General features: G+C 63.8%; 14 protein-coding genes and 1 pseudogene. 9 read left to right on the forward strand and 6 right to left on the reverse strand.

The features are described 5' to 3' along the window. Positions 1-17 precede the first annotated feature (17 nt). Positions 18-1,088 (forward strand): cell division protein ZapE, encoded by a 1,071-nt coding sequence (gene zapE / locus PVV54_RS17135; protein WP_274906403.1) that lies wholly within the window; start codon positions 18-20, stop codon positions 1,086-1,088. On the opposite strand, the gene dnaQ is transcribed toward zapE, so the two are convergent. Genes dnaQ through PVV54_RS17150 form a run of 3 tightly spaced genes read right to left on the reverse strand, consistent with a single transcriptional unit; the run spans position 1,085 to position 3,122 of the window. Then, positions 1,085-1,837: a DNA polymerase III subunit epsilon gene (gene dnaQ / locus PVV54_RS17140; protein WP_274906404.1), complete on the reverse strand. Its 753-nt coding sequence runs from the start codon at positions 1,835-1,837 to the stop codon at positions 1,085-1,087. The genes zapE and dnaQ overlap by 4 nt on opposite strands. A gap of 51 nt (positions 1,838-1,888) precedes the next feature. Then, the gene (rnhA, locus tag PVV54_RS17145; protein ID WP_274906405.1) at positions 1,889-2,335 is read right to left on the reverse strand and encodes a ribonuclease HI; all 447 of its coding nucleotides are present in this window, start codon (positions 2,333-2,335) and stop codon (positions 1,889-1,891) included. A 13-nt stretch (positions 2,336-2,348) separates the two neighbouring features. Next, positions 2,349-3,122, reverse strand: a complete 774-nt coding sequence (locus tag PVV54_RS17150; RefSeq protein ID WP_274906406.1) for a methyltransferase domain-containing protein — start codon at positions 3,120-3,122, stop codon at positions 2,349-2,351. A gap of 85 nt (positions 3,123-3,207) precedes the next feature. On the opposite strand from PVV54_RS17150, the gene gloB reads away from it, so the two are divergent. Both gloB and PVV54_RS17160 read left to right on the forward strand, forming a co-directional pair. Further along, positions 3,208-3,987 (forward strand): hydroxyacylglutathione hydrolase, encoded by a 780-nt coding sequence (gene gloB / locus PVV54_RS17155; protein WP_274906407.1) that lies wholly within the window; start codon positions 3,208-3,210, stop codon positions 3,985-3,987. A 100-nt stretch (positions 3,988-4,087) separates the two neighbouring features. Further along, on the forward strand, positions 4,088-5,506 hold the full coding sequence (locus PVV54_RS17160; RefSeq protein WP_274906408.1) for a lytic transglycosylase domain-containing protein: 1,419 nt from the start codon (positions 4,088-4,090) through the stop codon (positions 5,504-5,506). Between the two features lie 368 nt (positions 5,507-5,874). Here the strand turns inward: PVV54_RS17160 and PVV54_RS17165 are convergent, their stop codons facing one another. Continuing rightward, positions 5,875-6,933 carry an IS110 family transposase gene (locus PVV54_RS17165; protein WP_274910394.1) on the reverse strand — a complete coding sequence of 353 codons (1,059 nt, stop codon included), beginning with the start codon at positions 6,931-6,933 and terminating at the stop codon, positions 5,875-5,877. Between the two features lie 222 nt (positions 6,934-7,155). On the opposite strand from PVV54_RS17165, the gene PVV54_RS17170 reads away from it, so the two are divergent. The 6 genes and pseudogenes from PVV54_RS17170 to PVV54_RS17195 all read left to right on the forward strand — a co-directional run. Continuing rightward, complete coding sequence (locus tag PVV54_RS17170) at positions 7,156-8,985, forward strand: extracellular solute-binding protein (protein ID WP_274906409.1); 1,830 nt, start codon at positions 7,156-7,158, stop codon at positions 8,983-8,985. Then, complete coding sequence (locus tag PVV54_RS17175) at positions 8,982-10,817, forward strand: extracellular solute-binding protein (RefSeq protein WP_274906410.1); 1,836 nt, start codon at positions 8,982-8,984, stop codon at positions 10,815-10,817. The genes PVV54_RS17170 and PVV54_RS17175 overlap by 4 nt, the downstream gene beginning before the upstream one ends. A gap of 1 nt (position 10,818) precedes the next feature. After that, entirely contained in the window at positions 10,819-11,892 is a 1,074-nt protein-coding gene (locus tag PVV54_RS17180; protein ID WP_274906411.1) for a microcin C ABC transporter permease YejB, read from the forward strand. A gap of 1 nt (position 11,893) precedes the next feature. After that, on the forward strand, positions 11,894-12,913 hold the full coding sequence (locus tag PVV54_RS17185; RefSeq protein WP_274906412.1) for an ABC transporter permease: 1,020 nt from the start codon (positions 11,894-11,896) through the stop codon (positions 12,911-12,913). A 1-nt stretch (position 12,914) separates the two neighbouring features. Continuing rightward, a complete protein-coding gene (locus PVV54_RS17190) occupies positions 12,915-14,528 on the forward strand; it encodes an ABC transporter ATP-binding protein (protein WP_274906413.1) in 1,614 nt (537 codons plus the stop codon). 121 nt (positions 14,529-14,649) lie between these two features. Next, positions 14,650-14,796, forward strand: a pseudogene (locus tag PVV54_RS17195) (DUF3077 domain-containing protein); the annotation flags it as partial. Between the two features lie 15 nt (positions 14,797-14,811). On the opposite strand, the gene PVV54_RS17200 reads toward PVV54_RS17195, so the two are convergent. Together PVV54_RS17200 and PVV54_RS17205 are read right to left on the reverse strand one after the other, a co-directional pair. Continuing rightward, on the reverse strand, positions 14,812-15,504 hold the full coding sequence (locus PVV54_RS17200) for a response regulator (RefSeq protein ID WP_274906414.1): 693 nt from the start codon (positions 15,502-15,504) through the stop codon (positions 14,812-14,814). Continuing rightward, entirely contained in the window at positions 15,501-18,155 is a 2,655-nt protein-coding gene (locus PVV54_RS17205) for a sensor histidine kinase (RefSeq protein ID WP_274906415.1), read from the reverse strand. Before PVV54_RS17205 ends, PVV54_RS17200 begins: the two co-directional genes overlap by 4 nt. Positions 18,156-18,222: the final 67 nt, after the last annotated feature.

The raw sequence follows: 18,222 nt of genomic DNA on the forward strand, positions 1-18,222 counted from the left end.
GCCCAAGGAGCTCAGTTGTGTCCGCCTGGATCCCAACCCCGCTGCGCCAGCTCGGCCAGCGCTTGCGTGCCACGCCCGCCCCGCAGAGTGAACTGCTCGCCTGGTTCGAAAACAAGGCCAGCAGCCGTGGCTACCAGCTCAGCGAGGGCCAGCGCCGGGTCATTCACAGCATGGCCGAACAACTGGCCAAACTGGAAAGCGGCCAGCCACGCAGCCTGTACCTGCACGGCTCGGTGGGCCGCGGCAAAAGCTGGCTGCTGGATGGCTTCTTTCAGGCGGTGCCGGTCGAGGCCAAGCAGCGCCTGCACTTCCACGACTTTTTTGCCCGCCTGCATCAGGGCATGCACCGCCACCGCTTGCTCGATGATGCCCTGGGCGCCACCCTGGACGAACTGCTGGGCCACTGCCAGGTGCTGTGCTTTGACGAATTCCATGTGCACGACATCGGCGACGCCATGCTGCTGACGCGGCTGTTCGATGCCTTGTTCGCCCGCGGCATCTTCCTGCTGGTCACCTCCAACTACGCCCCCGAAGGGCTGCTGCCCAACCCGCTGTACCACGAACGCTTCCTGCCCGTGATCCGCCTGATCAATGGCCGTATGGACGTACTGGAGGTAGGCGGTGACACCGATTTTCGCAGCCTGCCGGCCAACCGTGAGCACCAGCGCTTTACCCAGGGGCATTACGTGTGGCCTGGCAATGCCGCCCAGCGCCAGGCGCTAGGTGTGCCCGATGCCCAGCCTGTCACGCTCGACATCAACAAACGCGCATTGAAGGCTTTGGCCTGTGATGAAAACAGCGTGATGTTCGCGTTCGACGACCTGTGCGAACAGCCGACCGCCGTGATCGATTACCTGGTGCTGGCAGGCCGGTTTTCGCAATGGGTCATCGTCGGGCTGGACGACTTGTCGGAATGCTCGCTGGCGGCGCAGCAGCGCTTCGTCAACCTGGTGGACGTGCTGTACGACCAGGACCGGCAGCTGACCGTGATCGGTAAACGCCCGCTGGATGAAAGCCTGGGCGGCTCGATCGCCGACCTCATGCGCACCCGCAGCCGCCTGGGGCAGCTGCACCAACTGGCGGGTTAACCGGCCGGGGTTTCGGTCAGGGCCTGCCACATGGAAGGCCCGCCGGCCGACTTGGCGACCGCTGCCAGCCGCTCGGCATGTGCCTCCAGCTCTTCTGCGCTGGCCATGATGACCCGCCCCGGCGCACGGCCAGTGATGCGGCGAATTTCGCTGCCACCAGTGCCCTGCCCGTCAGCGTCACCGCCATGGCCCGCCAGCGACAGGCTGGTCTGGCCACCGGTCATTGCCAGGTAGACGTCGGCCAGCAATTCCGAGTCGAGCAAGGCGCCGTGCAGTTCACGGCCCGAGTTGTCGATGTCGTAGCGTTTGCACAACGCGTCAAGGCTGTTGCGCTGCCCTGGGTGGCGGGCACGCGCCAGCAGCAGGGTGTCGAGGATGGTGCAGTGCTGGGAAATGTCGGCGCGGTCGCCCTGCTTGATCAGCGCGAATTCGTTGTTGATGAAGCCAACGTCGAACGCCGCGTTGTGGATGACCAGCGTGGCGCCCTGGATGAACTCGAAGAATTCCTCCGCCACATCGGCAAAGCGCGGCTTGCCGACCAGAAACGCATCGGTGATGCCGTGGACGTTGATGGCGCCCTCGTCACTCTCGCGGTCCGGCTGCAGGTACACGTGGAAGTGCCGCCCGGTCAGGCGCCGGCCAATCACCTCGACACAACCGATTTCGATGATCCGGTGGCCTTCGCTGACCGGCATGCCGGTGGTTTCGGTATCGAGAATCACATACCGCTTATCGTGCTGCTGCTCCACGCGGGGCGCTCCAGGTTGCATCAGTTACAAAGGCCGGCATTGTACCGCAGCTCAACGCTGGGCGCGCACTTCGTCCACGCCACGGTTGGCCAGCTGGTCGGCGCGCTCGTTGCCGGGGTGGCCGATGTGGCCGCGCACCCATTTCCAGGTGACTTTGTGGCGGTTGACCTGCTCGTCCAGCTGCTGCCACAGGTCGGCGTTTTTCACCGGCTCCTTGGCCGCGGTTTTCCAGCCGCGCTTCTTCCAGTTGGTCATCCACTCGTTGATGCCCTTCATCACGTACTGCGAGTCGGTGGTCAGCACCACGTCGCATTCACGCTTGAGCGCCATCAACCCCTGGATGGCCGCCATCAGCTCCATGCGGTTGTTGGTGGTTTCGCGCTCGCCGCCCCACAGTTCCTTTTCGACGCCCTTGTAGATCAGCAGGACGCCCCAGCCGCCAATGCCAGGGTTGCCCTTGCAGGCGCCATCGGTATACAGCTCGACGCTTTCGCTCATGTACCACTCGTGTTCAATGCTTGTCGGAATCAGGGTCGACCGCCGTGCGGTTGACCTTGGCCAGCGGCAACGGCAGCAGCTTGCCCATCGGCTCTCGGCGTTGCGGGCGCAGTGGCCGCAGGCCGACCACCATCTTGCGCGCCACCAGCAGGTACACACCGCCCCCGGCGCCCTGCCAGCCACCGGCCATGCGCTCCCAACCCGCCAGGCGTTGCTGCCAGGCCGGGGAGGCAAGCGGCGGACGATAGCACCCGAAGCGGCGTTTCTCCAGCGCGAAGCCCAGCAGGTTGAGCCAGTCGCCCACCCGCGAAGGCGAGATGCAGCGCGCCTTGCGCAGCGCCCCGCGGCCGAAGAAATGGCGCATGCCCCAGCTGCTCCAGGGGTTGATCCCGACAATCAGCAAGTGCCCACCCGGGCGCACCGCCTGGGCCGCCTCGCGCAACAGGCCGTGGGGCGACAGGCTGAAATCCAGGCCATGTTGCAGTACCACCACGTCGGCGGCGTGCTCACCCAACGGCCAGGCCTGCTCTTCGCACACAATTTCCACGCCCGGCAACGGCGCCCCCAAGCGCACGTTGCGCTGTACCTGCGGGGCAATGGGCGGGGCCTCGGCGCCCGGGCCGTAATGCACCAGGTAACCGCCGAAGAAGCGCCCGAGCTCTTCTTCCAGCAGTTTTGCTTCTTCTTTAAGCATCAGCTGGCCAAGTGGGCCGTTGAACCACTCACGGGCCAGGCTGATCAGCTTGACCCATTCCGGGTCGGCCTGGGCAAAGGCTTGGTCGGTCATTGCGCTCTCCCTCGAAGGTTCTCGCACCGCGCCATCGCGGCTAAGATGCCCCCATGTGCCACGCTTGGCGATACGGATCCGCACCATGATACAGATCGATGCACTCCCCGCTTTCTCCGACAACTACATCTGGTTGTTACAGGATACTGCCAAACGCCGTTGCGCGGTGGTCGACCCGGGTGATGCCGGCCCGGTGGAGGCCTGGCTTGCCGCGCACCCGGGCTGGGTGCTGGAAGACATCCTGATTACCCACCACCATAACGATCACGTCGGCGGTGTCGAGCGGCTCAAGCAGCTCACCGATGCACGGGTGTGCGGCCCGGCCAACGAGCGCATCCCCTGCCGCGAACTGGCGCTGGGCGACGGCGATGAAGTCACCGTACTGGGCGTAACCTTCCAGGTGCTGGCCGTGCCAGGCCACACCCTCGGCCACCTGGCCTATTTCAGCGACCAACCGGCCACACCGCTGCTGTTCAGCGGCGATACCCTGTTTGCCGCTGGCTGCGGGCGCATGTTCGAAGGCACGCCACAACAGATGCAACCGGCGCTTGCCCGCCTGGCAGCCCTGCCAGAGGCCACCGAGGTGTATTGCGCCCACGAATACACCCTCAGCAATCTGCGTTTTGCCAAGGCCGTGGAGCCATCAAACCCGCACATTCTGCAACGTTTCGATGACGTTACCCGACTGCGCGCCGACAATCGCATCACATTGCCATCAACTATAGGCCTGGAGCGCCAGACCAACCCCTTCCTGCGCACCGCTGAAACATTAGTTAAACAAAAAGCAGACGAGTGGAAGGGGCATTCAAACGACTCGCAGGTCACTGTTTTTGCTGCCTTGAGGTCTTGGAAGGACACCTTCTGATAACCTCAAGATATATCGCAGCGGGCTGTCAACGGTTGACCCGGCCGGGAGCGGTTTCTAGAATCGCCGAAATTTTTTGCCCGGATACCCGTCCCCGCCGATGTCTTCCCGTAGCCGCAGAACCGCTCATTCAGCCGCCCTGACGCGCCTGGCCCAAGTCAGTGCGCTGGCCCTGGCCGCCACCCTCGTGGGTTGCCAGAGCACCCGTCAGCTCGACGAAGCCGACAGCGTTCGCGCGCACAGCTACCAGGCGCGGATCAAGCACAAACCCGCGCCGCTGGCGGTCAAACCCGCCGAGCAAGCGCCGCAGGACGTGTGGGAGCGCATGCGCCAAGGCTTTGCCCTCCAGGACAGCATCGACGTCAATCCGCGCATCGAGCAACAGCGCCTGTGGTTCGCCAGCAACCCTAGCTTCATCGAAAACGCGGGCGAACGTGGCAGCCTCTACCTGCACTACATCGTCGAGCGCCTCGAAGAGCGGGACATGCCGCTTGAGCTGGCCCTGCTGCCAGCCATCGAAAGCGCCTACAACCCAATGGCCTACTCGCGCGCGCACGCCGCCGGCATGTGGCAATTCATCCCTTCCACCGGCCGCCATTTCAACCTGCGCCAGACCAACTTCTACGATGGCCGCCGCGACGTCACCGCCTCGACCAACGCCGCGCTGGACTATCTCAGCCGCCTGCACGACATGTTCAATGGCGACTGGCTGCTGGCCCTGGCCGCTTACAATGCAGGCGAAGGCACGGTCAGCCGGGCCATCGAGCGCAACGAGCGCCTCGGCCTGCCGACCGACTACTGGAACCTGCCGCTGCCCCAGGAAACCCGCGACTACGTGCCCAAGCTGCTGGCCCTGTCGCAGGTGGTGTCCACGCCCGAAGCCTACGGCATCAACCTCAACCCGATTGCCAACGAACCGTACTTCGAAGCCGTTGCCATCAACGAGCGCCTCGACCTGTCGCGCGTCGCCGCCTTCGCCAACATCGACGAAGACGAGCTGATCCAGCTGAACCCAGCCTTCAAGAAGCGCATGACCGTGGATGGCCCCCAGCAATTGCTGGTGCCCACTGCCAAGGCCCAATTGCTGACGGACCTCAAGCCCGAGCAACTGGTCAGCCTGCAGCCCAACAAGGCCGTGTTCGAACGCGCCGTGGCCGAGGCCAAGGCACCGGCGGCGGCGCGCAGCTACCGGGTCAAGCGCGGCGACAACCTAAGCACCATCGCCAGGGCCAACCGGGTGTCGGTCAAGGACATCCAGCGCTGGAACAAGCTGTCGGGCAACCGGGTAAAGGCCGGCCAGGTGCTGGCCCTGCGCGGCGGCAATGCGCCGAGCGCTGCGGGCAACCGGGTGGCAGCCTCCGGCAAGCGCTCCACCCAGTACAAAGTGCGCAAAGGGGATTCGCTGTATTTGGTAGCCAAACGTTTCAACGTTGAAATGCAGCATCTCAAGCGCTGGAACCCGCGTAGCGGGCACGCGCTGAAGCCGGGGCAGACGTTGACCGTTTACCTGTCGCACTGATCACGCACTGCTGATTTGACTCGCCCCCTGTAGGAGCGGCTTCAGCCGCGAACACCGGCACAGCCGGTGCCAGGCACCGCGTCGCCTGCTTCGCGGCTAAAGCCGCTCCTATGTATGGACTCGCCCACACTGTCTAGCTGCTTTTTGAACATAGGAACCCGGTTGCATCTATGTATCAGGCCTATTCGAGGAAGCTTTTCGCTTCTGGCCAACATCGTGGTGAGCTCGCAGTTTGCCGTTTACATTGAGGCCATAATGTTGCCGGGCCTGTAGGAGCGGAGGCATTTCTCTGCGACGGTCTTACCAAGGGGCAATGTTCACTAGCAGGGGTTGGGGCGCGCAGCGCCCCGGTGGCATTGCTCGGTTGATCAGCTGCTCATGGCAGCCTCCTCATGACCTTTCGGTTTGCGTTGATAAACCTGATCACTTTGCAGCAGTGACCAAATAATGCGCAGATTTCGATTAGCCAGTCTGATCGCCGCCTCCTTGCGCCCAAGGCGGGATAGCCAGCGCAAGAGGCGGCGATCATCTGGCTGATCGGAATCAGGCTTTAGCTGACTCAAGACAGCATGCGCGCCTTGAATCATCAAGCTGCGTATGTAGCCGTCACCTCGCTTGCTCATTCTGCCCAGCCTGATTTTGTTTCCGCTGCTGTGCTGGTCGGGCACGACACCGAAGAAAGCAGAAAACATCCGGCCACTGGCGAAGCGTGCAGGTTCTGTCTCTTTCGCCACGATCGCCGTGGCGATGATGGGGCCGACACCACGAATGGTGATCAACCGTTGTGCGACCTTATCCTCTTGGGCTGTCGCTTCGAGCCGCGCACTTAGCGTCGCAATGCGCTCACTCAGAAAGAGCCAGTCAGCTAGCAGTTCATCGAGCAACTCGCGCAACAAATCAGGCAGGGGCAAGGAGGCATCCTCAAGAGCTCGCGGTACATGTGTACTGATCGCGGTATCACCTTGGGGCATGGATACACCATGCTCAAGCAGCAAGCCACGCATCTGATTACCCAGCGCTGTATGTCGCTTGATGTTGCCGCGCCGGATACGGTGCAGCGCCTGAATAGTCAGTGCTGTGGTGCTCTTGACCGGTATCGAGGCGATGCTGCTGTCGCGACCAGCGCGCAAAATGGCATGAGCGTCGTTACGGTCGTTCTTGGCGCCACTGCGGTGCTCGGCCACGCGTTGCGCAGGCAGAATGCGAACCGGATTACCCTTGGCCTGCAGCAACCTGGCCCAGGCTTGCGCACCCGGACCACACTCCATCAAGACAGTTACCGTCACTGGCACCTTGAGTAGGAAATCATGGAAAGCCTGTCGGGATTTGATGCGATCTTCGTAGATCACCCGACCGGTAGCATCCTCGCCTGCTAACTGGAAGACCTGTTTGGCCAGGTCTACGCAGATGGTTGTGCAAAGCTCCACATCAGTGGAAGACAGGGAATCGTGCTTCGAACTATGCTTTTTCATGGTCTCGCCCTCGCTGCCGTTGGCTTCTTCGAACGCCACCGTGGCACTGTGATGCCTCGGCGGGGGCGAGTCCATCGATTACAGGGGGCGCACACCCAAGCCATCCCCTTTTTCCAACCCCGCCAAGCTGTTACTGTACCCCGACCAAAGCCCAACGCCTCTGGATCGGATGCCGACTTGATACGTCCCCTCCTGCTGTCTCTCAGCCTGGCCTTGAGCTTTCCCGCAGCCGCGATGGTGAGCGAAAGCCACGGATACGCGCAGTTCGGCACGCTCAAGTACCCGGCCACATTCACCCACTTCGACTGGGTCAACCCGCAAGCACGCAAAGGCGGCACCTTGCGGGCCATGGCATTTGGCACCTTCGACACGCTCAACCCCTACACCTTCAAGGGCAGCAGCCCGGTCAGCACGCCAAACTTCCTGCAATACGGTGTCAGCGAGCTGAACGAAACGCTAATGGTCGGCACCGGCCAGTACGACCCGTCCGGTGACGAGGCAACGTCCAGCTACGGCCTGATCGCCCGTTCGGTGGAGTACAGCGAAGACCGCAGCTGGGTGGTGTTCAACCTGCGCCCGGAAGCGCGCTGGCATGACGGCCAGCCAATCACCGCCGCCGACGTAGCGTTCAGCTACCGCACCCTGCTCAAGGAAGGCCACCCGATCTACCGCACCAACCTGCAGGAAGTGCAACGCGTCGACATCCTCGGCCCGCTGCGCATCCGCTTTGTGTTCAAGCGCGCCGGCAACCCGCTGCTGATCCTGCGCCTGGGCGAAATGCCCGTGCTGCCCAAGCACTACTGGCAAGGCCGCGACTTCAAGGCCACCACCTTTGAGCCGCCACTGGGCAGCGGCCCTTACCGCATCACCCAGGTGCAGCCTGGCCGACGCCTGGTGTTCGAGCGGGTGAAGAATTATTGGGGAAAAGACCTGGCCGTTAACCGCGGCAAGTACAACTTCAACCGCGTGGAGTTCGAGTTTTACCGCGATGCCACGGTGGCGTTCGAAGCGTTCAAGGCCGGCGAGTTCGACATCTATATCGAGCACCAGGCCAAGAACTGGGCAAACGGCTACAACTTCCCGGCGGTGCGCCGGGGCGAGGTGATCAAGGCGCAGATCCCGCACCGCATCCCCACGCAAACCCAGGGCCTGTTCATGAACAGCCGCCGGGCCACGTTCAGCGATGCCCGGGTACGCCAGGCTCTGGGCCTGATGCTCGACTTCGAGTGGACCAACCGCGCGCTGTTCAGCAGCGCCTACCGCCGTTCGACCAGCTACTACCCCAACAGCGAGTTCGCCGCCAGCGGCCTGCCCACCGGCAAGGAATGGCTGTTGCTTACGCCCTTCCGTGACCAGTTGCCCGAGAAGCTGTTCACCCAGCCCTACCAGGTGAGCCACACCGACGGCCGTGGCGTCAGCCGGCAGACTTTGCGCCAAGCCCTGGGCCTGCTTGCCGAGGCGGGCTGGAAGCTGAACGGCCAGCGTCTGGTCAACGCCAAGGGCCAACAGCTGCGCATGGAACTGCTGCTGGTGAACCCCAACCTTGAACGCATCCTGCAGCCTTATGTCGAAAACCTGGCCAGCATCGGCATCGACGCGCACCTGCGCACCGTGGACCGCGCCCAGTACAAACAACGCCTGGACCAGTTCGACTTCGACATGATCCTGATGACCCTCAACCAGACGTTGAGCCCGGGCCTTGAGCAGTGGCTGTACTTCCACTCCAGCCAGGCCTCGACCAAAGGCAGCAAGAACTACGCAGGGGTCAAGGACCCGGTGGTCGACCACCTGCTCGACACCCTGCTCGCCGCCCGCACCCGTGACGACCAGGTGGCTGCCGCCCGCGCCCTGGACCGGGTGCTGTCATGGCAGTACTACATGATCCCCAACTGGTATCTCGACAATCACCGCCTGGCCTACCGCAACCGGTTCGCCTTCGTCACCACGCCGCCCTACACCCTTGGGCTGAACAGCTGGTGGATTAAGCCTTCGGAGAAAGCCAAATGATGCCAACGCACCGCCTGCGCCAGGTGGCCGGCAGCCTGTTGCTCGCCTGCCTGAGCGTACCGGCCCTGGCCGCGCCGCAACACGCGCTCACCCTGTATGACGAGCCGCCGAAATACCCGGCCAACTTCAAACACTTCGATTACGTCAACCCCGATGCGCCCAAGGGCGGCACCTTCCGCCAGTCCAGCTTTGGCGGCTTCGACAGCCTCAACCCGTTCATCAACAAGGGCGTGCCTGCCGAAAACGTCAGCGCCATCTACGACACCTTGATGCGCCAGAGCCTGGATGAGCCTTTCACCGAATACGGCCTGGTGGCCGGCAAGATCGAAAAGGCCCCGGACAACAGCTGGGTGCGCTTTTACCTGCGCCCCGAAGCACGCTTTCACGACGGCCACCCGATGCGCGCCGATGATGTGGTGTTCACCTTCAACGCCCTGATCAAGGACGGCGCGCCCCTGTACCGCCAGTACTACGCCGACGTTGCCGACGTGGTTGCCGAAGACCCGCTGCGGGTGCTGTTCAAGTTCAAGCACAAGAACAACCGCGAGCTGCCGCTGATCCTTGGCCAACTGCCGGTGCTGCCCAAGCACTGGTACGAAGGCCGTGACTTCAACCGTGGCAACCTGGAAATCCCGCTGGGCAGCGGCGCCTACAAAATCGCCGAGGTCAAGGCCGGGCGCTCGGTGCGTTACGAGCGCGTCAAGGACTACTGGGCCAAAGACCTGCCGATCAACCGCGGCATGTTCAACTTCGACGCCATGACCTTCGATTCGTACCGCGACAACACCGTCGCCCTCGAAGCGCTCAAAGCCGGGCAGTTCGATTACGGCCTGGAAGTCAGCGCCAAGAACTGGGCCACCGCCTACAACGTGCCCGCCGTGCGCGACGGCCGCCTGATCAAGGAAGAGTTGCCCAACGGCAACCCTACCGGCATGCAAGGCTTCATCTACAACCTGCGCAAACCGGTGTTCCAGGACATCCGCGTGCGCCAGGCCCTGAGCCTGCTGCTGGACTTCGAGTGGACCAACAAGCAGCTGTTCAACGGTGCCTACACCCGCACCGGCAGCTACTTCGAAAACTCCGAGATGGCCGCCAAAGGCCTGCCCTCGCCCGACGAGCTGAAAATCCTCGAACCGATGCGCGGCAAGGTGCCCGAGCAGGTGTTCAACGAGGCCTTCCACAACCCGGTCACCGATGGCAGCGGCATGATCCGCGAGCAGCAGCGCCAGGCCTACAAGCTGCTGCAAGAGGCCGGCTGGAAGATCGTCGACGACAAGATGGTCGACAAGGACGGCAAACCGGTGGTCATCGAGTTTCTGCTGGCGCAAACAGAGTTCGAGCGCATCCTGCTACCGTTCAAACGCAACCTGGCCGACCTTGGCATCGACCTGAACATCCGCCGCGTGGACGTTTCGCAGTACATCACCCGCCTGCGCTCGCGCGACTTCGACATGATCGTCAGCGGCTACCCGCAATCCAACTCGCCCGGCAACGAACAGCGCGAGTTCTGGACCAGCGCCGCCGCCGACAACCCCGGCAGCCGCAACTTCATGGGCCTGCGCGACCCGGCCATCGACCAGCTGGTGGAACAATTGATCAACGCCGATTCGCGGCAAAGCCTGGTCAACCACACCCGGGCGCTGGACCGCGTGCTGCTGTGGGGCTACTACGTGATCCCCAACTGGCACATCAAGACCTGGCGCGTGGCCTACTGGAACCACATCGGCCACCCGAAGGTATCGCCCAAGTACGACGTGGGCATCGACACCTGGTGGATCAAGCCAAACGTCACCCCGGCGGTGACCGAAGCCCCCGCGGACGAGGCCCACTGACATGCTGGCCTATATCCTGCGCCGTTTGCTGCTGATCATCCCGACCTTGTTCGGCATCCTGATCATCAATTTCATCATCGTCCAGGCCGCACCCGGCGGGCCGGTGGAGCAGATGATCGCCAAACTCGAAGGCTTCGAAGGCGCCACCAGCCGCATTGCCGGTGGCGGTGCCGAGGTGTCGGTGGCCGGCTCCAACTACCGTGGCGCCCAAGGCCTGGACCCGGCGCTGATCGCCGAAATCGAGCGCATGTACGGCTTCGACAAGTCGCCGCCCGAACGCTTGTGGATCATGGTCAAGAACTACGCCCAGCTCGACTTTGGCGACAGCTTCTTCCGGGACGCCAAGGTGATCGACCTGATCGCCGAGAAAATGCCCGTGTCGATCTCGCTGGGGCTGTGGAGCACGTTGATCATGTACCTGGTGTCGATCCCGCTGGGTATCGCCAAGGCGGTGCGCCATGGCAGCCACTTCGACGTGTGGACCAGTTCGGCGATCATCGTCGGCTACGCCATCCCCGCATTCCTGTTCGCCATCCTGCTGATCGTGCTGTTTGCCGGCGGCAGCTATTTCGACTGGTTCCCGCTACGAGGGCTCACCTCCAACAACTTCGACGAGCTGAGTACCACTGGCAAAGTGCTGGACTACTTCTGGCACCTGGTGCTGCCGATTACCGCGCTGGTGATCGGCAACTTCGCCACCATGACCCTGCTGACCAAAAACAGCTTCCTCGACGAGATCAACAAGCAGTACGTGATCACCGCCAAGGCCAAAGGCCTGAGCCGCCCGCGGGTGCTGTACGGCCATGTGTTCCGTAACGCCATGCTGCTGGTGATTGCCGGTTTCCCGTCGGCGTTCATCGGCATTTTCTTCACCGGCTCCTTGCTGATCGAGGTGATCTTCAGCCTTGACGGCCTGGGCCTGATGAGTTTTGAAGCGGCCATCAACCGCGATTACCCGGTGGTCTTCGGCACCCTGTTCATCTTCACCCTGCTGGGGCTGGTGGTGAAACTGATCGGCGACCTGACCTACACCCTGGTCGACCCCCGTATCGACTTTGCCAGCCGGGAGCACTGACATGGCCTTGTCCCCCCTCAACCGCCGGCGCTTCGAGCGCTTCAAGGCCAACCGCCGTGGCTGGTGGTCGCTGTGGCTGTTTTTGATCCTGTTCGGCCTGAGCCTGGGCGCCGAGCTGATTGCCAACGACAAACCGATTGCCGTGCGCTACGACGGCGAGTGGTACTTCCCGGCCTTCAAGCGCTACCCCGAGACCACCTTTGGCGGCGAGTTCCCGCTGGAGGCCAACTACAAGAGCCCCTACATCCGCGAACTGCTGGCCAGCAAAGACAGCTTCGTGCTGTGGGCGCCCATCCCGTTCAGCTACCAGAGCATCAACTACGACCTGCGCGTGCCCGCCCCGGCCCCGCCTTCGGCCGACAATTGGCTGGGCACCGACGACCAGGGCCGCGACGTACTGGCGCGGGTGATCTATGGCTTCCGCATTTCGGTGCTGTTTGCCCTTACGCTGACCATCCTCAGCTCCATCGTCGGCGTCATCGCCGGGGCGCTGCAGGGCTTTTATGGCGGCTGGGTGGACCTGGCCGGGCAGCGATTTCTTGAGATTTGGTCCGGGCTGCCGGTGCTGTACCTGCTGATCATCCTGGCCAGCTTCGTGCAGCCCAATTTCTGGTGGCTGCTGGGCATCATGCTGCTGTTCTCGTGGATGAGCCTGGTGGATGTTGTGCGCGCCGAGTTCCTGCGCGGGCGCAACCTCGAGTACGTGCGCGCCGCCCGCGCGCTGGGCATGCGCAACGGTGCGATCATGTACCGGCACATCTTGCCCAACGCCATGATCTCGACCATGACCTTCATGCCGTTCATTCTCACCGGGGCCATCGGCACCCTCACCGCGCTGGACTTCCTTGGCTTTGGCCTGCCGCCGGGCGCGCCGTCGCTGGGCGAACTGGTGGCACAAGGCAAGTCCAACCTGCAGGCGCCGTGGCTGGGCATCAGTGCCTTTGCCGTACTGGCGATCATGCTGAGCCTGCTGGTATTCATCGGCGAATCCGCCCGCGATGCCTTCGACCCGAGGAAGTGACATGACTGAACAAAACCTGATCGAAGTGCGTGACCTGGCCGTGGAATTCGTCACCGGGGAGCATGTAAACCGGGTGGTCGACGGCATCAGCTTCGACATCCGCAAGGGCGAAACCCTGGCGCTGGTGGGCGAAAGCGGTTCGGGCAAATCGGTGACTGCACACTCGATCTTGCGCCTGCTGCCCTACCCCCTGGCCCGCCACCCCAGCGGCAGCATCCGCTACGAAGGCAAAGACCTGTTGCAGCAAGGCGAAAAGGCCATGCAACGGATTCGCGGCAACCGCATCGCGATGATCTTCCAGGAGCCGATGACCTCGCTCAACCCGTTGCACTGCATCGAAAAGCAGATCAACGAAATCCTGCTGCTGCACAAGGGCCTGACTGGCAAACAGGCCACCGCACGCACGCTGGAGCTGCTGGAACTGGTCGGCATCCCCGAGCCACGCAAGCGCCTCAAAGCCCTGCCCCACGAGCTGTCTGGCGGGCAACGCCAGCGGGTGATGATCGCCATGGCCCTGGCCAACGAGCCGGAATTGCTGATTGCCGACGAACCCACCACCGCGCTCGACGTGACCGTGCAGTTGAAGATTCTCGACCTGCTCAAAGAGCTGCAGGCCCGGCTGGGTATGGCGCTACTGCTGATCAGCCACGACCTCAACCTGGTGCGGCGCATCGCCCACCGCGTGTGCGTGATGCAGTGCGGCAAGATCGTCGAACAGGCCGACTGCGCCCAGCTGTTCAGCAAACCGCAGCACCCTTACACGCAGATGTTGATCAATGCCGAACCCAGCGGCCTGCCGGCGCACAACCCGGTGGGGGCACCACTGCTGGAAGTGGACGACCTCAAGGTCTGGTTCCCGATCAAGAAGGGCTTGCTGCGCCGTACCGTCGACCACGTAAAGGCGGTGGACGGCGTCAACTTCAGCCTGCCTCAGGGGCAGACGCTGGGCATTGTTGGCGAGTCCGGCTCCGGCAAATCCACCCTCGGGTTGGCGATCCTGCGGTTGATTTCCAGTCAGGGCGGCATCCGCTTCCACGGCCAGGCGCTGGAAGGGCTGAACCAGAAGGAAGTGCGCCCGCTGCGCCGCGAGATGCAGGTGGTGTTTCAGGACCCGTTCGGCAGCCTCAGCCCGCGCATGTGCGTGGCTGATATTGTCGGTGAGGGGCTGCGCATCCACCGCATCGGCAGCCCGGCCGAACAAGAGGCTGCGATCATCGCCGCGCTCGAAGAGGTAGGCCTGGACCCACGCACCCGCCACCGTTACCCCCATGAGTTTTCCGGCGGCCAGCGCCAACGCATCGCGATTGCCCGCGCCTTGGTGCTCAAGCCCGCGTTGATTCTGCTGGACGAACCTACCTCGGCGCTGGACCGCACCGTGCAGCGGCAAGTGGTGGAGTTGCTGCGCAACCTGCAGCAAAAGTACAACCTGACCTACCTGTTCATCAGCCACGACCTGGCCGTGGTCAAAGCGCTGAGCCACCAGTTGATGGTGATCAAGCATGGGCAGGTGGTTGAACAGGGGGATGCCCAGGCGATCTTCCATGCGCCGCAGCATGCGTATACCCAGCAGTTGCTGGAGGCGGCGTTTTTGGAGCCTGAGGTGCGTCGGGCTTAGGGCATTGTGTTGGCTGTGCCGGCCTATCGCGGATAAATCCGCTCCTACAGGGGTACGCGTGTAGGAGCGGATTTATCCGCGAGAGGCCCGCGCTGGCAACGAAAATTCAGGGAGAATCGCAATGACCATAGACAACCCGGCGCTCAAGACCACCGTCGGCAAGACTACGCTCTACCAAGGCGAAAACCAGACACACCCCTTGTTCCGTATCGAACCCGGCATCACTTGCCAGCATGCCCGCGAGCAGGCGTCGGAATTAATGGGCTACGAATGAGGCCGACGATCAATTCGGCGTCACCAACCTGTACCCCACCCCCGCCTCGGTCACGATAAACCGCGGCGCCGCCGGATCATCCCCCAGCTTCTGCCGCAAATGCCCCACCACAATCCGCAGGTAGTGGGTATCGTCCACATGCGTCGGCCCCCAAATATCCTTGAGCAGCTGCTGCTGGGTAATCACCCGCCCCGGGTGCCCGGCCAGTTGCGCCAGCAGGGCATATTCCTTGCGGGTCAGCGCCACTTCCACGCCATCGAGCGTCACCTTGCGAAAAGCAAAATCCACGATCAGCGGGCCGAAGCTGGCGGCCACCTCCCCGCCGCCGCTCTGGGGCACCTGGCGCAGCAACGCACGCACGCGGGCAAGGAATTCCTGGATGCCGAAGGGCTTGGTCACGTAGTCGTTGGCCCCGCCGTCGAGTGCATCCACCTTCTGCACTTCACTGGCCCGCACCGACAGCACCAGCACCGGCACCGCGCTCCATTCGCGCAGCTCTCGCAGCACCTGCTGGCCGTCCATGTCGGGCAGGCCGAGGTCGAGCACTACCAGGTCCGGCTTGGCCAATGCAGCCTGGGCCAGGCCTTCGCCGCCGGTGGCGGCTTCGATCACCTTGTAGCCCTGGGAAGCCAGGCTGATGCGTAGGAATTTGCGGATCTGGGGTTCATCATCGATGACCAGCAGCGTGGCGGATTGGCTCATGGGGCGTCGTTTTCAGCTACAGGTTGTTCAGGCAGGGGCAAGCATAGTGTGATGCAGGTGCCATGGCCATCAATGCCATCATCCACCAGAATCTGCCCGCCATGGGCGCCGATCATGCCTTGGCAGATGGCCAGGCCCAAACCTGTGCCCTGCCCGCCCCGGTCGCCACGGGCGGCGGTGTAGAACATGTCGAAGATCTTCTCGCGCTCGGCAACGGGGATGCCCGGGCCTTGGTCGCTGACGGCGAAGCGCAGTTGCTCGCCTTGCACCGACACGTGAATGTCCAGCCGACCCTGTGCGGGCGAGAAACGGGCAGCGTTTTCCACCACGTTGATCAGCGCTTGCTCGATCAGCGCCGCATGCACATACAGCAATGGCAGCTCGCCCGGCACGTCGGTCTGCACGCGCAGCGGCGCCAGCACGGCCCGCAGGCGGTTGAGGGCGCTGCCGACGATGTCGCCAGGCGCCACCCAGTCGCGGGCCAGTTTGAGGCCACCGTGGCCGAGGCGGGTCATGTCCAGCAGGTTTTGAATGTAGCGGTCGAGGCGTTCGGCTTCGTTGCGGGTGCCTTCCAGCAATTCGCGGCGGTCTTCCATGGGGATCGCTTCGCCCAGCGCCAGCAGGCTGTCGATGCTGCCACGCATGGCGGTGAGTGGGGTGCGTAGGTCGTGGGACACCGAAGCCAGCAGCGCGCTGCGCAACTGTTCAGTTTCGCCGTGCAGGCGGGCAGCCTCCAGTTGCTCGGCCAGTTGCGCACGGGCCAGTGCCTGGGCCAGCGGTTGGCCGAGGGCCATCAGCAGGCGCCGACGCTGTGCGCTCAATGGCTCGCCTGAACGCGGGCGCACGCCGAGCAATGCCAAGGGCTGGTCCTCCACCGCCAAGGGCCACCACCACCAACGGCCATTGGGCAAGGTATCGCTGCCGTGGCCGGCGGCCTGAACGTGCTGCCAGGCCCATTCGGCGGCAGCGCGCTCGTTGTCGCTCAGCGCATGGGCCTCACCGCTGGCCACATGCAACAGGCCTTCGGGGTTGCGCTCCATCAGGCACACCTGAATGTCGCGCCAGTCGTTCAAATGCTGCCCGGCGGCGCTGAACACGGCCTGGCGGTCGGCGGCCACGGTCAGCCGGCGCGACAGGTCGAGCAACTGGTTGGTCTGCGCCTGGGTTTCGCGCAGGGCCTGCAACTGGCGGCGCTGACGGGCCGCGAGGTTGCCGGTGAGCGCGGCCATTAGCAGGAAGAACACCAGGGTCAAAACGTCCTCTTCACGCTGGATGCTCAACGAGAAGGTGGGTGGGATGAACAGGAAATCGTAAGCCAGAAACGACAGCGCCGCGCATGCCAGTGCGGGCCCCAGGCTGCTGCGCACGGCCACCAGCAATACGGCAGCCAGGAACACCAGCGAGATGTTGGGCAGCGCCAGCACGCTCGACACGGCATGGGCCAGCCCGGCCGCCAGCCCGGTGGCCGCCAGCGCCAGCAGGTAGTGCCGCCACATCCACACACGCTGCACAGTCGCCCGCGCGGGCGGGGCTTGGTTATCGCGGTCCAGTACGTTGATTTCAAGGCCGTGGCTTTCGCGCAACAAGCGTGCCGCCACCCCGGCCCCGAAAAAGCGCCGGCGCAGGCGATCGCGGGACTGCCCCACCAGCACCAGGCTGGCGCGGCGTTCGTTGGCATGCTGGATCAGCGTGCGGGCGACTTCGCCTGCCCTCAGCAATACCACTTCGCCGCCCAGGCGCTCGGCCAACTGTTGGGCGGCCTGCAGGCGGTGGCGCGAGGTTTCGTCACGCAGCCGGCCGTTGTCGACGTGCACCAGGCTCCACGGCAAATGACGGCGCTGGGCAACGCGGCAGGCATGCCGCACCAGCCGTTCGGCCTGGTCGTCACCATCGACGCCCACCAGCAGGCGGCCGCGCAATGCCGGCGCTTCCTGGCCGCGCTGGCGGTAGCCGTGGGCCAGGTCGTTGTCCACCTGCGCGGCGGCGGTTTGCATGGCCAGTTCGCGCAGGGCGGTGAGGTTGGTCTGGGAGAAGAACGCGTCGATGGCCGCGCGGGCCTGCTCCGGCACGTACACCTTGCCCTCGCGCAGGCGTTCGAGCAGTTCGCGGGGTGGCAGGTCGATCAACACCAGTTCGAAGGCTTCCTGCAGCACCCAGTCCGGCAGGGTTTCGCGCACCTGCACGCCGGTGATGTCGCGCACCTTGTCGTTGAGGCTTTCCAGGTGCTGGACGTTGACCGTGGTGTACACGTCGATGCCGGCGGCCAGCAATTCCTGCACATCCTGCCAGCGTTTGGCATGGCGGCTGCCGGGGGCGTTGGTGTGGGCCAACTCATCGACCAGCGCCAGCGCGGGGGCGGCCTTGAGCAGGCCGTCCAGGTCCATTTCCTCCAGCGTTACGCCACGGTAGTCGGTGCGCAGCAACGGTTGCTGGAGCATACCGCCCAGCAGGGCTTCGGTTTCGGCGCGGCCATGGGTTTCCACCACCCCGGCCAGCACCTGCACGCCTTGACGTTGCTGAGCGTGGGCGGCCTGCAGCATGGCGTAGGTCTTGCCTACGCCGGGGGCTGCACCGAGGAACACTTTCAGCCTGCCGCGCCCTTCGCGCGGCAGGTTGGCCAGCAGCGCGTCTGCGCGGGTGGAGTCATTCATGTTTCATCCTTCGAACTCGGGGCACTGTGTAAGAGCGGGGGCCGCGTTGCGGCCCTTTCCGACCGGT

This window comes from Pseudomonas sp. PSKL.D1 (genome assembly GCF_028898945.1).
Lineage (GTDB): Bacteria > Pseudomonadota > Gammaproteobacteria > Pseudomonadales > Pseudomonadaceae > Aquipseudomonas.